General features: G+C 72.5%; 15 protein-coding genes. 7 read left to right on the top strand and 8 right to left on the bottom strand.

Going from position 1 to position 15,249, the window contains the following annotated elements; translation table 11 throughout:
- Window positions 1-11: 11 nt before the first annotated feature.
- The gene (locus U8525_RS13745) at window positions 12-998 is read left to right on the top strand and encodes a class I SAM-dependent methyltransferase (RefSeq protein WP_374265618.1); all 987 of its coding nucleotides are present in this window, start codon (window positions 12-14) and stop codon (window positions 996-998) included.
- Window positions 999-1,015: 17 nt separating this feature from the next.
- Here U8525_RS13745 and U8525_RS13740 read toward each other — a convergent pair whose 3' ends face one another.
- The gene (locus U8525_RS13740) at window positions 1,016-2,200 is read right to left on the bottom strand and encodes a hypothetical protein (protein WP_374265616.1); all 1,185 of its coding nucleotides are present in this window, start codon (window positions 2,198-2,200) and stop codon (window positions 1,016-1,018) included.
- 236 nt (window positions 2,201-2,436) lie between these two features.
- Between U8525_RS13740 and U8525_RS13735 the strand changes: the two genes are divergently transcribed.
- Together U8525_RS13735 and U8525_RS13730 are read left to right on the top strand one after the other, a co-directional pair.
- Window positions 2,437-3,105: an RNA polymerase sigma factor gene (locus U8525_RS13735; RefSeq protein WP_374265614.1), complete on the top strand. Its 669-nt coding sequence runs from the start codon at window positions 2,437-2,439 to the stop codon at window positions 3,103-3,105.
- Window positions 3,092-4,963: a FecR domain-containing protein gene (locus tag U8525_RS13730; protein WP_374265612.1), complete on the top strand. Its 1,872-nt coding sequence runs from the start codon at window positions 3,092-3,094 to the stop codon at window positions 4,961-4,963. The genes U8525_RS13735 and U8525_RS13730 overlap by 14 nt, the downstream gene beginning before the upstream one ends.
- Here U8525_RS13730 and U8525_RS13725 read toward each other — a convergent pair.
- The gene (locus U8525_RS13725) at window positions 4,935-5,492 is read right to left on the bottom strand and encodes an FxsA family protein (protein WP_374265610.1); all 558 of its coding nucleotides are present in this window, start codon (window positions 5,490-5,492) and stop codon (window positions 4,935-4,937) included. The genes U8525_RS13730 and U8525_RS13725 overlap by 29 nt on opposite strands.
- A 107-nt stretch (window positions 5,493-5,599) precedes the next feature.
- The gene (locus U8525_RS13720) at window positions 5,600-6,097 is read right to left on the bottom strand and encodes a hypothetical protein (protein ID WP_374265608.1); all 498 of its coding nucleotides are present in this window, start codon (window positions 6,095-6,097) and stop codon (window positions 5,600-5,602) included.
- 111 nt (window positions 6,098-6,208) lie between these two features.
- Here U8525_RS13720 and U8525_RS13715 point away from each other — a divergent pair, with 111 nt between their 5' ends.
- From U8525_RS13715 to U8525_RS13705, 3 genes are all read left to right on the top strand, one after another.
- A complete protein-coding gene (locus tag U8525_RS13715) occupies window positions 6,209-7,522 on the top strand; it encodes a class I SAM-dependent rRNA methyltransferase (RefSeq protein ID WP_374265606.1) in 1,314 nt (437 codons plus the stop codon).
- A 64-nt stretch (window positions 7,523-7,586) separates the two neighbouring features.
- Window positions 7,587-8,081 carry a YkgJ family cysteine cluster protein gene (locus tag U8525_RS13710; protein WP_374265604.1) on the top strand — a complete coding sequence of 165 codons (495 nt, stop codon included), beginning with the start codon at window positions 7,587-7,589 and terminating at the stop codon, window positions 8,079-8,081.
- Window positions 8,082-8,163: 82 nt separating this feature from the next.
- Window positions 8,164-9,276, top strand: coding sequence for a glycerate kinase (locus U8525_RS13705; RefSeq protein WP_374265602.1), 1,113 nt, complete (start codon window positions 8,164-8,166; stop codon window positions 9,274-9,276).
- Window positions 9,277-9,286: 10 nt separating this feature from the next.
- Here U8525_RS13705 and U8525_RS13700 read toward each other — a convergent pair whose 3' ends face one another.
- Both U8525_RS13700 and U8525_RS13695 read right to left on the bottom strand, forming a co-directional pair.
- The gene (locus U8525_RS13700; protein WP_374265600.1) at window positions 9,287-10,258 is read right to left on the bottom strand and encodes a nicotinamidase; all 972 of its coding nucleotides are present in this window, start codon (window positions 10,256-10,258) and stop codon (window positions 9,287-9,289) included.
- A gap of 44 nt (window positions 10,259-10,302) precedes the next feature.
- On the bottom strand, window positions 10,303-11,748 hold the full coding sequence (locus U8525_RS13695) for a nicotinate phosphoribosyltransferase (RefSeq protein WP_374265598.1): 1,446 nt from the start codon (window positions 11,746-11,748) through the stop codon (window positions 10,303-10,305).
- A gap of 199 nt (window positions 11,749-11,947) precedes the next feature.
- Here U8525_RS13695 and U8525_RS13690 point away from each other — a divergent pair, with 199 nt between their 5' ends.
- Window positions 11,948-12,595: an MmcQ/YjbR family DNA-binding protein gene (locus tag U8525_RS13690; protein WP_374265596.1), complete on the top strand. Its 648-nt coding sequence runs from the start codon at window positions 11,948-11,950 to the stop codon at window positions 12,593-12,595.
- Window positions 12,596-12,674: 79 nt separating this feature from the next.
- Here the strand turns inward: U8525_RS13690 and U8525_RS13685 are convergent, their stop codons facing one another.
- Genes U8525_RS13685 through epmA form a run of 3 tightly spaced genes read right to left on the bottom strand, consistent with a single transcriptional unit; the run spans window position 12,675 to window position 15,147 of the window.
- Window positions 12,675-13,400: an inorganic pyrophosphatase gene (locus U8525_RS13685; RefSeq protein WP_374265594.1), complete on the bottom strand. Its 726-nt coding sequence runs from the start codon at window positions 13,398-13,400 to the stop codon at window positions 12,675-12,677.
- Window positions 13,397-14,134, bottom strand: a complete 738-nt coding sequence (locus tag U8525_RS13680) for a lysophospholipid acyltransferase family protein (RefSeq protein WP_374265592.1) — start codon at window positions 14,132-14,134, stop codon at window positions 13,397-13,399. The genes U8525_RS13685 and U8525_RS13680 overlap by 4 nt, the downstream gene beginning before the upstream one ends.
- On the bottom strand, window positions 14,134-15,147 hold the full coding sequence (gene epmA, locus U8525_RS13675; protein WP_374265590.1) for an EF-P lysine aminoacylase EpmA: 1,014 nt from the start codon (window positions 15,145-15,147) through the stop codon (window positions 14,134-14,136). Before epmA ends, U8525_RS13680 begins: the two co-directional genes overlap by 1 nt.
- Window positions 15,148-15,249: the final 102 nt, after the last annotated feature.

The following is a 15,249-nucleotide window of genomic DNA, read 5'->3' as shown; positions in this document are numbered from 1 at the left end:
ACCGAAGGAGCATGTCGGACGAAGGCAAGCAGCAGACACCGGGCGCGGGCATGTTCGAGAACCGCCTGCGCAAGAACGCGAAGCACCTGCGCAAGTGGGCCCGCGCGCAGGGGCTCACCGCCTTCCGCGTCTATGACCGGGACATCCCCGAGTACCCCTACGCCGTGGACCTCTACGGCGACCACGCCCACGTCGTGGAGTTCCCCCGCCGCAAGGCCCACGCGAAGGGCGCCACCGAGAGCGCCGAGCGCGACGAGGTGCTCGCCGCCGTCACCGCCGTGCTGGGCGTGCCTCCCGAGCGCATCTGCGTGAAGACGCACACGCCCCAGCCCTGGGGCCGCTCGCAGTACCAGCGCGTGGGCCAGGGCAGCGAGCGGCTGGTGGTGGAGGAGCAGGGCCTCAAGTTCTGGGTGAACCTGGGCGACTACCTGGACACCGGCCTCTTCATGGACCACCGCAACACCCGCGCGCGCGTGCGCGGCGAGGCGAAGGGGAAGCGCTTCCTCAACCTCTTCGCGTACACCGGCGCGTTCACCGTGTACGCGGCGGCGGGCGGCGCGGCGAGCAGCGTGAGCGTGGACCTGTCCAACACGTACCTGGACTGGGCCGAGGACAACCTGGTCCTCAACGGCCTGGCGGACCCGCGCCACGTGCTCGTCCGCGCGGACGCGAAGGCGTGGCTGGAGGACCAGGCGAAGCACGGGGACGAGCGCTACGACCTCATCGTCTGCGACCCGCCGTCGTTCTCCACGTCGAAGAAGATGTCGGGGACCTTCGACGTGCAGCGCGACCACGTGCGGATGCTGGAGCACCTCCGGGCGCTCATGGCCCCCGGAGGCGTCCTCTACTTCTCCACCAACTTCCTGGGCTTCGAGCTGAAGGACTCCGCCACCCGGGGCATGGAACGGGTGGAGGAGCTCACCCCCCGCTCCATCCCCGAGGACTTCCACCGCAAGGAGATCCACCGCTGCTGGCGCATGGTGGCCCCCTCGCGGTGAGCCTCACCCGCTGACGGCTACAGCCAGCAGACGTTCTCCTGGCAGCGCTCGCCGGAGGGGCACTCGCAGTTGGCCTGGCAGGGCTTGCCGGAGCCCTGGTTCACCGGCTTGCACTGGCCGCTCGCGCACATCTGGCCGGCCGGGCACTCGCAGTTGGCGCGGCACACCGCGCCGGACGTCCCCGCGTCGGACGACGGCTGCGTCGGGGGCAGCTTGCAGTGGCCGCTGGTGCAGACCTCACCGGACGGGCACTCGCAGTTCACCGTGCAGTCCCAGTTGCTGCCCGAGCCCGCGTCCGGCACCGGCGACTTGCAATAGCCGCTCGTGCACACCTGACCCGAGGGGCAGTCGCAGTTGGCGAGGCACGCCTGGCCCGGGTCCGGCTGCGGCGACTTGCACTGGCCGCTGGTGCAGACCTGGCCGGCCGGGCACTCGCAGTTGGCCTGGCACTCGCCGCCGGACGGGATGGGGAGGCAGTAGCCCACCTCGCACTTCGTGTCCGCCGAGCACTCCGTCGTGGAGTTGCAGGGCGCGCGGCACTGGCCGTCCACGCAGTCGCGGCCCGTGGGGCACTGGGCCTCCGTGGTGCACGCGTTCGGGTCCGTCTGCGGCTTCTGGCACAGCCCCTGGATGCACACGCCGCCCGGACCGCACTTGTCGTCCCCGTCGCACTGCTGACGGCACTGGCCGTTGATGCAGTAGTGGTCCGTGCCGCAGTCAGCATTGACCCGGCAGACCGGGGTGCCGGCGTCCGCGCCCGCGTCGGGCTTCGTGCCGCCGTCCGTGCCCGCGTCGGGCTTCGTGCCACCATCCGTCTTGGTGCCGCCGTCCGTCTTGGTGCCGCCGTCCGTGGTGCCGGTGCCCGTGGAGGTGCAGAAGTTGTCCTTGCAGCGGCCGCTCGCGCCGCATTCCGAGTCGCGGTAGCAGGACTGGGCGCAGTAGCCGTTGATACACATCTGCGTGCCGGGACACTCGCTGGAATACACACAGCCCTGGGTGTTGGAATCCAGGTCCCAGCAGCTACCGGAGCGACAGTACTGGTTCGAGCCGCAGTCGGACGTGGTGGAGCACCCGTAGCTGGTGTCGTAGTCGTCGTCGGGCCAGTAACCGCCGCCATTCGTCTCGAGGATGCAACCCGACAGCAGGCTTAACAGCGTCAGGAACGGCACGACCAACGTGCCGCGAAGCGTGAGGTTCCTCATGAGTGGGGGCTCCAAAGGAATGGGATGGGTCCGGACCGGCCACCGGGGGGGTCATCCAATTTCGAGAGCCTTCGACGCAAGAGGTGGCCAGATTGATCAAATCTTTTTGATCTTTTTTTGTTGGTCCGGAGACCTAGGGGCACGGAGGCAGTGTGCTCGTCTGGACCCGCGATACAGACTGGAGGGCGGCCCTGGAGGACGGGGACGTCCTGCGTCGCCCTGAAGGAGAGGTCCGGGTGTTCAGCCGAGGAGCGCGCACGTGGGCGTCCACGACCCCGCCGGAGTCCGGCGCGGAGGTGGCGGGCGCGCGTGGGCCGGCTTCCGCGGAGGAGACCCAGCTGCGGCTCCTGGTCCAGCGCGTCCAGGGCGGGGACCTGGCCGCGTTCGAGCAGATCTACGAGGCCACGAAGCTGGACGCGGCGCGCACGCTGCGCCACCTGGTGGGGAACCGCGTGGAGGTGGACGACCTGGTCCAGGAGGCGTACCTGCGGCTGCTCACGGCGGTGAAGGGCTTCCGGGGCGAGTCCCGCTTCAAGACGTTCCTCTATCGGGTGTGCGCCAACGTGGCGCTCAGCCATCTGCGGTGGAAGCGGCGCCGACCGGAGGACCCCTTCGCGGAGCCGCCGGAGGTGGTGGCCACCGGCGAGGACCCGGAGCGCGCCGCGGAGCGCCGTCAGGCCGCCCGGCTGGTGGAGGCGGCGCTGGAGCGGCTCAAGCCCAAGAAGCGCATCGTCTTCGTCTACCACGAACTGTGCGGCATGAGCCCGGACGAGATTGCCCTCGCCGTGGGAAGCTCGCCCAACACCGTGCGCAGCCGCCTGCACCACGCGAGACTGGAGTTCACCGAGGCCATGCAGCGTCTGGTCGCCGCCCGGCCGGTGGGAGGTTCCCATGGCCGGCCATGAGACCGGGGCCCTGTGGGCGCTCGCCGCGGGGGAGCTGGATGCCGCCGCCAGGGCCCGGGTGGAGGCGCACGTGGCCGCGTGCGCCGCGTGCGCGGCGGAGTGGAGGCGCGTGGTGGAGGCCCGGGCGCTGCTGCACACGGCGCGCACGGTGGAGCCCGCCGTCCGGTGGGAGGAGACGGGGGCGAAGCTGAAGGCGGCCGCGGCGAAGCGGATGGCGGTGCCCCAGCGGCGCTTCCTGTCGCCCTGGGCGCTGACGCTCGCGGGGGCCTGCGCCGTCGCGCTGCTGGTGTGGCTGGTGTGGCTGGGCGGGTCGAGGTGGAGGAGCGGCGCCACGCGGGGGCCGGAGTCCACGGTCGCGACCGGCCCGAGCGCCGGTGCTCCCGACGAGCGCCCCCCGGAGAGCGCCTCGGGGATGGACACGCTCCAGCAGGCTCCGGAGAGCACCTCGGGGACGGACACGCTCCAGCAGGCCCCGGAGCCCGGGAAGCAGGAAGCGGTCGCGGTCGCCACGACGGAGGCGGAGCGCGTCACCGGCGCGGTGCTGCGGGAGGCCACCGGTCAGGAACGTGCGCTCGCGGCCGGGATGCGGCTGCGCTCGGGCATGGCGGTGCGCACGCCCCCGAAGGCGTCGGCGGTGCTGCGGCTTCCAGATGAGAGCCGGGTGCGGCTGTCGGCGGACTCGGACGTGGTGTTCGCGCGCGCGGAGTCGAACGCCGTGCACCTGACCGTCCAGCAGGGCCGGCTCTCCGTCAATGCCTCGCATGTGAAGCGCGACGCGTTCCTCGTGGAGTCCGCGGGCCTGCGGGTCTCCGTCGTGGGGACGGTCTTCTCGGTGGAGCGCACGGCGGCCGGCGCCGCGGTGGCCGTGCTCGAAGGGCGCGTGCGCGTGGACGCGGACGGTCAGCCTCCGCGCTTCGTGGACGCGGGCGAGCGCGTGGAGCTCGCGGGCAGGGGCAAGGCGATGAAGCCCCGCACGCTCTCGGCTGGAGACCGGCAGGCGTTCCAGGACCTGCGGGCCGCCGAGCCCGGCGCCGCGGTCGCGAGCCTCGAGCCCATGAAGAAGAGCCCCTCATGGCCGGAGGTCACCCCCTCCCCGCGCCAGCCCGTCGCCCCCACCGCCAGGTCCCCGGACGCCCCCGCGCCTGGGGAGCCCCCTCCCGCGCCGGCGCAGGCCATGGCCCAGGCGACGCCCGGCGCTCCTGCTCCGGAAGCGGCTCGCCAGGAGATTGCCACGGCTGCCAATCCCTTGGAGTCGCCCAACACGGAGATTCCCAAGCCCGTGGACGTGTCGCCGCGCGAGTCCACCCCATCCGACGACTTCGTGCCCTACCCCGGCTCACCGGCGGGCTCGCTCGCGTCCTCCGCGCCCATGCCGGCCGTGCAGGCCCCGTCCATGGCCCCGGCCACGCCCGCGGAGCCGCCGAAGCGCAAGACGCTGGGCACGCTCGTTCCGGGCGGGCTCCTGTCGGAGGACTCGGATGAGCGCTTCCTCGGCTACGCCAAGGTGCAGACGTCGGCCGCCACCTGCGGACGGTTCCTCGTGGGACTCGGGGAGATCGCCGCCGCCAGCCCACGCACGAGCCACCGGGAGCAGGCCCGCATCCTGCGCGGCCGCTGCTTCAACAAGCAGCGCCTGCCCGCGGACGCGGAGGACGAGTTCCGTCAGTACCTCCGCGAGTTCCCCAACGGCCGCTACGCCACCGAGGCCCGCACCGCCCTGCGCATGTCCGCCGAGCCCGGGCCCGGCGCGCCCCCCCAGCCCCCCGAGCCCCTGCCCGCGCCGGCGCCCGTGACACCGCGGTGGAACGGCTCGCCGCAGGGCGTGCCCGTCAGCCCCGGGGCTCCTCGTCGCTGGTGAACTCCGCGTCCACCTCGCCCCCTTCGCTTCGGGGGCGGCGGAAGTTCGCGTCGCCCTCCGACGGCTCCACCGTCGCGTTCGCCTCCTGCCCGTCGAAGCGCCGGGCGTCCTGGAATGGATCCGCGCCCGGCATGGGCCCGACCTGCGTGAAGCGCACGGAGCCCGACAGCAGCGTCTGCTCCAGCGAGCGCCGCACCCGCGCCGTCACCCAGCGGCGCACCGGCGGCACCATCAGCGAGAGCCCCATCACGTCCGAGATGAACCCCGGCGCGATGAGCAGCGCGCCGCCCACCAGCACCAGCACGCCGTTGAGCAGGCCCTCCTCGGGCACGCCGCCGCCGCCCATGGCCTCGCGCCAGTTCCGGAACACCTTCTCCCCCTGCTTCCGGGCGATGAGGCTCCCCAGCACGGCGGACACGGCCAGCAGCGCGAGCGTGGCCCCCAGCCCGAGGTGGTGCCCCAGCGTGATGAGCAGGTACAGCTCCGCCAGGGGCAACAGGATGCAGACGATGACGAGGACCTTGAGCACGCTGGCACGTTAACGCCAGATTCACCCTCGCGCCCATGGGGAGCCGGGCACCCGGCGCTGCCGCCCGGCAGGGTCTCCGCCGCCCCGTGGGGCAGGTCCCTCCCGGCTCACTCCCCGCGCAGCTGCGCCATCAGGAAGCGCATCACGAAGAAGAGGATGGCGAAGCCGCCCGCCGCGAAGAGCACCAGCCGCGAGCTCAGCGACATGCGCTCGTTCGGCATGCCCATGTCCACCCGCGCCGCCCGGTCCATCGCCTCCTCCAGGCCGGGGGTGATCTCCATCGGCTTCGCCGTGCGCCGGTAGTGCTCCGTGCGCAGGTACTGCTCCACCACGCGCTCCGTGGCGGCCCCGGTGAGGACCTCGCCCAGCTGCGGGTCGAACAGCTGGAGCTGCGCCTTGTGCGCCAGGCCGGCCGCCTCCGTGAGGGCCTCGCGGATGAGCTCCTCGCGGTCCTCCAGCGGCACGCGCAGCTCCGCGCCCACCACCTGCTTGCCGTCGCGCAGGGGCAGGACCTCGATGTGGCCCACCCCCAGGTCCCACTCCCGCACGCCGTCCGGGCGGGTGGTCCCCGGGCACGCCGCCAGGAGGGCGTCCACCCGTGCCATGTCGAAGGAGGCGCCTCGGGTCCGCGCCTGAAGGACCAACTCGTAACTCACGCGGGTTGCGAGTATACGCCGCGCCGACGTTCCCGCCTCTTTCCCTCCGAGACGCCTCCGATGAAGCCCTCCTCTCCTCCCCGCTCCGGCCGGCCCGGCCTCCCTCCCCCCGGACGTGGCGGCAAGCCCGGCCCGCGTCCGGAGAAGCACGGCCCACGCCCCGAGAAGCCCCGCCCGGACCGCACGACGCCGGAGCTGGGCCCGGACGGCACGCCCCAGGTGGTGCTCCTGCGCCGCGGCTCCGACCGCTGGCTCGCGGGCCCGCCGTGGATCTACCGCGCGGACCTCAACGGCGACCCCGGCCTCCAGGGCGGCGAGGTCGTGCGCGTGGTGGACGGCCGCGGCTGGTTCCTCGGCAAGGCCTTCTATTCGAAGCAGTCGAAGATCTCCCTGCGCTGGCTCACCCACGACGACGTCCCGGTGGACGCGGACTTCTTCCGCCAGCGCCTCCAGTCCGCGGAGGCCCTGCGCAAGCTCGCACTCCCCGGCGAGACGACGTACCGGCTGGTGCACGGCGAGGCGGACGGCCTGCCCGGGCTGGTGGTGGACCGCTACGGCGACTACTTGAGCGTGCAGTTCCTGGTCCCCGCCATGGAGCAGCGCAAGGCGCTCATCGCGGACCTGCTGGAGGAGCAGCTCCACCCCAAGGGCATCGTCAACCGCTCCGACGTGAGCGTGCGCCACCTGGAGGGCCTCACGCCGGAGAAGGGCCTCCTGCGCGGCGCGCTGCCGCCGGGCCCGGTGGCCTTCGACGAGGGGCTGGTGCGCGTGCGCGCGGACCTGCTGGAGGGCCAGAAGACGGGCGCGTTCCTGGACCAGCGCGAGAACCACGTCATGGCGGCGCAGTACGCCTTCGGCGAGGCGCTGGACTGCTTCAGCTACGTGGGCGGGTTCGCGCTCCAGCTGGCCACGCGCGCGAAGCACGTCACGGCGGTGGAGATTTCAGACGCGGCCTCCGCGCAGCTGCGCGACAACGCCCAGGCCAACAAGCTCACCAACCTGGACGTGGTGACGGCCAACGCGTTCGACTTCCTGCGCGACGCGGTGGACGAGGGCAAGCGCTACGACACCATCGTCTTGGATCCGCCCTCCTTCGCGAAGAACAAGGACGCCATCCCGGCGGCGGTGCGCGGCTACAAGGAGCTCAACCTGCGCGCCTTCCAGCTCCTGCGGCCCGGCGGCATCCTGGTGACCGCGAGCTGCACGTACCACGTGGACGAACAGGCCTTCGAGGACATGCTGGCCTCCGCCGCGGCGGACGCGAAGCGCCGGGTGCAGATCATCGAGCGCCGGGGCGCCGGCCGCGACCACCCCGTCCTCCTCAACCTGCGCGAGACGCGCTACCTCAAATGTTTCGTCCTGCGCATGCTGTGAGATAGGGTGGGACCCATCCATGGGGTCCATCCACTGGACCCCGACGTGGGGGAACGGCTCAGGCATGGCACGCCGGGACTGGGACGACGGAGACGACGAGACGCCAGCGCCGGGGACGCGGGCATTGGAGCGCGCCCTCCAGGAGACGCGCGCCGTCTACCGCCAGGCGGACGCGGCGTATGCCCCGTACTCGTGCCCGGCGAGCGGAGAGTGCTGCCAGTTGGCCGTCACCCGGCGCCAGCCCTGGCTGTGGCTCCCGGAGTGGGAGCTGCTCAAGCGCAGCGGGCCCCTCCCATCGCCCCGCGCCGACGGCGGCTGTCCCTACCTGGACGCGAGCGGCCTGCGCTGCACCGTGTACGCGGACCGGCCGTTCGGGTGCCGCACGTTCTTCTGCCAGCGCATCCAGGGCCCCGCCCGACAGCCGGCAGAAGCGGTGTCCCGGCTCCTCCTGCGGTTGGAGCGGATTTCACAGCGCGTGATGCCCTCGCTGCGGGGGCCACGTCCCCTCCTGGAATGGTATGCGGGGGTCGGTACCGCCCCGGCCCGGGAGGAACGATGACGTCCATGCTGCAAAGGCGGTGGCGGAGCGCCCACCGGAACCCCTCCGCGTCCGTGCGGACCAAGCCCGAGGGCGCTCACGCATGATCCCCCCCCGTTGGTTGCTCGCGCCCCAGGAGTTCAAGGGCACCCTGACCGCGGCCGAGGCCGCGGACGCCATGGCGGAGGGGCTGCGGGAGGCCTCGCTGGACGTGGTGCTGGACGTGGCGCCGCTCGCGGACGGCGGGCCGGGCACGCTGGACGCGTTGCTCGCGGGCTCGCGGGGCGAGCGTCGGCGGCTCACGGTGCGCGGGCCCATGGGCACGCCGGTGGAGGCCTGCTGGGCGCGGCTGGATGACGGGCGCACGGCGGTGGTGGAGATGGCGCAGGCCTCGGGCATCGCGCTGGTGCCTCCGGCGCAGCGGGACGCGCGCGCCGCGTGCACCCACGGCACCGGAGAGCTGATGCGCGCGGCGCTGGACTCGGGGTGCGAGCGGCTCATCGTCGGCCTGGGCGGCAGCGCCACCACGGACGGCGGCAAGGGCGCGCTGGAGGCGCTGGGCTTCCGCTTCCTGGACGCGGACGGCGCGCCGCTGCCGCCGGGCGGGGCGAGCCTCGCCAGGCTCTCGCGCGTGGACGCGAGCGGCAAGCATCCGCGCCTGGAGCAGGTGGAGCTGCTCATCGCCACGGACGTGACGACGCCGCTGCTGGGGAGCGACGGCGCCGCGCGCCTCTTCGGTCCGCAGAAGGGCGCGGACGCGGCGGCGGTGGAGGAGCTGGAGGCGGCGCTGGCCACGTTCTGCCGCATCGTGGACGAGGGCACCGCGAACCTCCCGGGCGCGGGCGCGGCCGGGGGCCTGGGCTACGGGCTCGCGGCGCTCGGGGGCGGGAAGCTCACCTCCGGGTACGTCCTGGTGGCGCGGGCCCTGGGGTTGGATCGGCGGGTGCTGCTCGCGGACCTGGTGCTCACGGGCGAGGGCCGCTTCGACCGGCAGACGTCCATGGGCAAGGGCCCCGTGGCGCTCGCGAGGCTGGCGCGCGCGCAGGGCACGCACGTGGTGCTCTTCGCGGGCGTCGTGCAGCGGGACACCAGCCCGGAGCTGTCCCTCTTCCGGGAGGTGGTGGAGCTGAACGCGCAGGCCCGCCCCGGTGCCACCGCCCGGGAGACGCTGCGCGAGGCCACCGCGAAGTGGGCGCTCGCGCACCTGGGCCGGTAGCGGCGGCGCCCTACGGCTCCAGCGGCTCCGTCGTCCGCACCACGCGCATCCCGGCGGCCCGGAAGCCCTCCAGCGCCTCCCTCGCCACGCGCGGGAAGTCCAGCGCCGCGGGCAGCGGCTGCAACGGCGGCGCGGGCACGGGGCTCATCGCGTCCTCCAGGATGTGGAAGCGCTGGAGCTTCGACGGGTCCGTGCGCTCCAGGGACTGCTGCAAGTCCCGCAGCGTGGACAGCACGCAGTGCGAGCTGGCCTGCCCGAAGACGTACACGCGGTCGAACGACAGCAGGTGCTCCATCAGCCGCGTGTTGAACCCGCCCACGCGCTGGCCCTTCACCTCCGTCACCTCCGGCGCCATCACGGAGTAGTTCTCCGTGAGCGGGTGCTCGCCCTTCAGCTCGAAGTGCGTGGGCGTGTCCCGCACCAGCGCGTGGAAGAGGCTCGCCTCGTACAGCGCGGGCACCAGCGCGTGGCTCTGGCCCCCCAGCAGCGCGTGGTAGGGCCAGATGGTCAGCACGTACCGGCCGCTCGCCTCCAGGCCCTCGCAGTACGCCAGGCTCTCCTCCGGATGGCGCGTCGCCCGCCAGCGGCCCTCGCGCACGTCCTTCGCGGTGATGACCGTCATGGGCGCGGGCGGACGCCCCTCCGCGTCCTTCCACCACGCCGGATGGAAGATCTGGAAGGCCCGGTGCGTGTCCAGCGAGAACACCAGCCCCGTCAGCCGGTCCAGGTGCGCGTACAGCCAGCGCAGCGTGCGCTGCGTGTCCTCCACCGCGCCCGGGACGAAGAGGCTCGCGCCCGGCGTGCAGAAGGCCACCTGCGCGTCGATGCCGAACGCCGCGATGCGGAGGCGGTCCTCGCGGGCCGGGCGCACGCGGTGCTCGGCGGCGTAGCGGGAGGCCTCGGCGGAGACCTCCGCCACGCGCTCCAGGTAGAGCTGACCGACGCGGGCTTCGTCGTGGAACCGGGGAAGGGGCAGCGGCATGACGTCCTCGTGGAGGCCCGTGAAGCCGCCGCGCCCGGGTGGGGTCAGCGGCCCTGCGGGAAGTGGCGCCGGGTGATGGACTCCACCAGCGCCTGCGTGGTGGCAGTGTATCCGATGCGCTGCTCCTCCGCCGTCAGGCCCTCGGTCCCCACCAGCGACGGCGCGGACGGGGCCGAGTCCATCAGCGGGAAGTAGCCCTGGGGCGTCGGCTCCCCCGCCTGCCCCACCAGGCCGAGCGGCCCGCTGCCCGTGCGGCGGCGGAAGACGACGGGCGTCCCGGGGATGCTCTGCTTGCCCTCGGCCAGCTCGTTGCCGAACTTCATCACCGGCGTCGCGCCCGAGCACGACAGCTTGTAGATGGCCGCCACCCGGTCCCGCGTCAGCGCGTGGGACATGGTGCGCGCCACGATGTGGCCGCCGTAGCCGTAGAACTGCATCGTCGGCTCCCAGCCCACCTGCTCGCGCAGCTCCTCGAACTCGCGCGTCATCCGCGCGTCCAGGCCGTCCTCCAGGATGATGACCGGCTTGATGCCCAGGTCGCGCGCGCGCGTCACCGCGTAGAGGTACTGGAGCTTCTTGTTCCCGGAGTCGAACCGGATGGAGTCCCCACCCTGCGGGTCCTCCGAGATGAGCTTGAACGCCGCCGGGATGCCCGACGTCAGCGTGTCGAAGGTGTCCAGCAGGTAGCTGGAGCGCTGCGGCCGGCGCTCGTGCATCGCGCGGTAGGCCGCGTCGTCGGAGCCGTAGCGCTGCACGTGCTCGTGGCCCATCGTGCCCACGGGAATCATGCCCAGCGCCCGCGCGCCCTCCACGTTGCTCGTGCGCTGCACGCCCGCCTCCTGGCACGCGCGCAGGGCCAGCGCGTGCTGCTCCAGACAGGTCGCCGCGCGCAGGCCCACCTCGAAGATGCGCGCGGGGTCCCCGACGACGTCCACCAGCTCCTGCACCTGCGCCCGCACGCGCCGCGAGTAGCCCTCCGGGTCCACCTGGATGGCCACGGCCTTCACGCCCACCTGGTCCAGCGTCTCCAGGGCGATGCGCTTCTCCTCCTCGCACGCCACCGTGGCCAGCGTGCGGGCCAGGGCCTCGCGGTCCTGCAGCGCCTGCGTGGCCACCTGGACGCGGTAGTTGAGCTGGAGCAGCAGCGGCTCCAGCCAGGACACCAGGGCGGACGGGCCGGTGAGCGTGAGGACGGGCTCGCGCGGCAGGAACACCGCGCCCCGGGGGACCGCGCGCACGGACAGCTGCGCCTGGCGCAGGATGGCCGCCTTGAAGCCCACGCCCATCTCGTAGTCGTGCCGGGCGAGGAACGCGTAGTCATCCGCCTTCGGCTCCGGCAGCAGGCGCTTCACCCACGCCTCCAGGTCCAGCGGCATCACCTGGGGCCCGCCCTTGCGGTGCGAGTAGTAGAACGTCTCCTTCCGCAGGGGCCAGCCGGCCTCCGCCATGCTGAACTTGTAGCCATCCGTGGCGAGCAGCGACTGGGGCATCGGGCGACGACTCCTTATCGTTGACCCCGAGACTATGCGCGCCCCCCATCCCGTACCTAGGGCCAAGGGGACCGACGCCTGCGGGAAACCACGGGTGGCCCGTCACCCTGCTTTCCTCCAGCACCTGACACACTGGGGAATACGCTGGATGCGACAGGTGCGGTTAAGCTGTCACGACACACAACGAAGCCAGGTGCCCATGCCCGCAGAGAACGAGACGCAGAAGGTCGAAGCGGTACTGCGCGAACATGCGATGAGCTACCCCGGCGCCCACGAGGACTTCCCCTGGGGCCACCGCGCGATGAAGGTCAACGACAAGACCTTCCTCTTCATGACCGTCGACGGCGAGAAGCTGAACCTCTCCGCCAAGCTGCCGGACTCCAAGGACGCCGCCCTCACGCTGCCCTTCACCGAGCCCACCGAGTACGGCCTGGGAAAGAGCGGCTGGGTGACCGCCCACTTCGAGGACGCCTCGCAGGTGCCGGTGCCCGTCATCAAGGCGTGGATCGACGAGAGCTACCGCGCCATCGCGCCGCGGAAGCTGGTGGATCAGCTCCCCGCCCGGGGCACCGCCGTCCCCGGCCCCGCCGCGAAGCCGTCCAAGGCCGCCGCGCGCAAGAAGGCCCCCGCGCGCCGGGCCGCGGCCCCTGCGAAGAAGGCCGCGAAGAAGGTGAGGACCGTGGCCAAGAAGGCCGCCGCCCGCGTGAAGACCGCGGCGAAGAAGGCCCCCCGGAAGGCCGCGAAGACGGCGTCCGCCGCGAAGGCCCAGACGGCGCGCAAGGCCGCCGCGCCGGCCCGGGGCAAGCACGCCTCCGGCTCGGCGCCCAAGCGCGCCCGCCGCTCATAGCGGGCTCGCGCTGCACCGCGTGGACGAGGGGCCCTCCGGGGCCCTGCCCGCTCCGCGCGCGACGGACTTCGGGGAGCGGCTACTTCCCGCCCCGGTTGCCACGCCCCTTGGCCGCGGCCCTGGCCTCGGGGGCCTTGCGGCGGGAGGCCGGCGCGGCCTTCCGGGCCGGCTTCGCGCCCGGCTCCACGAACAGCTTGTCGTAGTCGCGCATGCTGCGGCGGATGACCTCCAGCGCCTCCGGCCGGTCGTAGACCTCGGCGATCTCCACGCTGCGCTTTCCCTCGCCCGGGATCTGCTTGTAGGTGAGGAAGTAGTGCTTCAGGCGGTCCAGCAGCGGGCGCGGCAGCTGCGCGATGTACTGGAGCTCGCCGTACACGAGGTCCGACTCCAGCACCGCGATGATCTTGTCGTCGGCCTCGTTGCCGTCGACCATCCGGAAGCCGCCCACGGGGACCGCGTGCACCAGCAGGTTGCCGGTGGAGACGACCTTCTCCGTCAGCACGCAGATGTCCATGGGGTCGCCGTCGCCGTGGATGTCCTTGAGGCCGGTGCGCTCGGCGCAGCGCTTCGCCACCTGCTCACCGCAGTACGTGCGCGGGATGAAGCCGTAGAGCGACGGGCACTGGCTGCTGAAGCGCTGGGGGCGGTCCAGCATCAGGATGCCGGACTCCTTGTCCAGCTCGTACTTCACCGCGTCCGTGGGGACGATCTCGATGTACGCGGTGACGACTTCAGGCGCCTCCGGCCCGGGCGTGATGCCGTGCCAGGGGTGGGCCTGCGACGTGGTCTGGTTGCTCTTCTTCATGGCATGTCTCCCGAGCGCTGGCGCGCCTCGGCGTACAGCGCGGCCACCGCGTCTTCCAGGCGGCGGGTGAGGGAATCCCGGTCGTCCAGGGTCAGCCCTTCGGTGGGCACCGGCCTGCCCACCACCAGCGCGACCCGCTGTCCCCACTGGATGGCCCGGCCCCCCTTGGGGAGGATGAGCCGCGTGCCGGAGACGGCCATGGGCACCACGGGGACCTGCGCCTGGATGGCCAGCGTGGCGGCGCCCTTCTTGAAGGGCCGCAGCTCCCCATCCGGGCTGCGGGTGCCCTCCGCGTAGAACAGCACGCTGACGCGCTCGCGCAGCGCCGTCACGGCCTCCTGGAGCCGGGCCCGGTCGTCCGCGCCGCCCGTGCGCTGCACGGGGATGTTGCCCGCCACGCGCATGGCCCGGCCGAACACGGGCACCTTGAAGAGCTCCGCCTTCGCGACGTAGCGCGTGTGCTTGTCGATGTGCGCGAAGTTCACCAGGGCGTCGAAGTGCGACTGGTGGTTGCTCACGAAGACGACGTTGCCTTCACGCGGAACGTTCTCCACGCCGAAGGCCTCGTGCCGCACGCCCGCGGCCGCCAGCGACGAGCGGGCCCAGGCCCCCAGCACCCTGTCCGCCGCCGGGTGCTGGTCCAGTTCCGACAGCACCGTCACCGTCGCGGCCGCGATGCCCGTGAGGCCCACCGTGGTCGTGCCGGAGAACACCGTCTGGAGCACCTTGAGCATCAGACGAACCCGTGCGCGGGGAACAGGAGGACGTCCTCGATGCGCTGGACCCCGAGCAGCAGCATCAGGATTCGGTCGAGCCCCACGGCGATGCCCGCGGACGGCGGCATGCGGCCCACCGCCTCCAGGAAGCGCTCGTCCAGGGGATACACGGCGCGGCCCAGCTTGCGGCGCAGCTCCTGCTCCTCCACCAGCCGCGCGCGCTGCTCCACCGCGTCCGTCAATTCAGAGAAGCCGTTCGCCAGCTCCAGCCCCTTCGCGTACAGCTCCACCCGCTCCGCCACGCGGGCGTCGCCCGGCTTCAGCCGGGACAGGGCCGCCATGGACGCGGGGTACTCGATGAGGAAGGTGGGCCGCTCATGGCCCAGCCCGCGCTCCACCTTCTCCAGGAAGAGGTGGAAGAAGACGTCGTCGAAGGACGTCGAGCTGCCGGTGTGCACGCCCACGGCGTCCGCCGCCCGCTTGAGCGACGCGCCGTCCGCGTGCACGTGGAGGTCCACGCCCGTGGCCCGCAGCACCGCGTCCCGCACCGTCACCCGCTCGTAGGGGGTGCGCGTGAAGAACGCGGGGTCCGCGCCCGGCGCGCCCTCCTTCGCGTCCGCCGCCGCGCGGCCCGCCGCCGCCAGCGCGCCCTCCAGGTCGTCCATGATGGCGTGGTAGTCCGCGTGCGGCCGGTAGAACTCCAGCAGCGTGAACTCCGGGTTGTGCGTCTGGGAGACCTCGCCGTTGCGGAAGACCTTGCAGATCTGGAACAGCGGCCCGGCCCCCTGCGCGAGCAGGCGCTTCATCGCGTACTCGGGGCTGGTGTGCAGGTAGAGCGTGCGGGCCCTCCCCACGTCCGTCTCCGGGACGAAGGGCGTCTCGAAGGCGGAGATGTACGGCTCCATGCCGGGGGTGGGCACGAGCAGCGGCGTCTCCACTTCCAGGTAGCCCTGGCCGGCGAAGAACTGACGCAGGGCGGAGTAGAGGCCCTGGCGTCCTCGGGCCGCCCGCCATGGGTTTACGTTGGGCATCGGCGGGTCGGAAGTAACATGGGCGGCCCATGTCCCCAAGGATTCCGTCCCTCCTCGCCGCCACCATGTGTTTGCTGAGCGCCTGTCACAAGGCGCCGCCCC

Source organism: Corallococcus sp. RDP092CA (genome assembly GCF_041903675.1).
Classification (GTDB): Bacteria; Myxococcota; Myxococcia; order Myxococcales; family Myxococcaceae; genus Corallococcus.
Note: the sequence above shows the minus strand (reverse complement) of the source record. Positions and strands in the feature narration are given on the sequence as shown.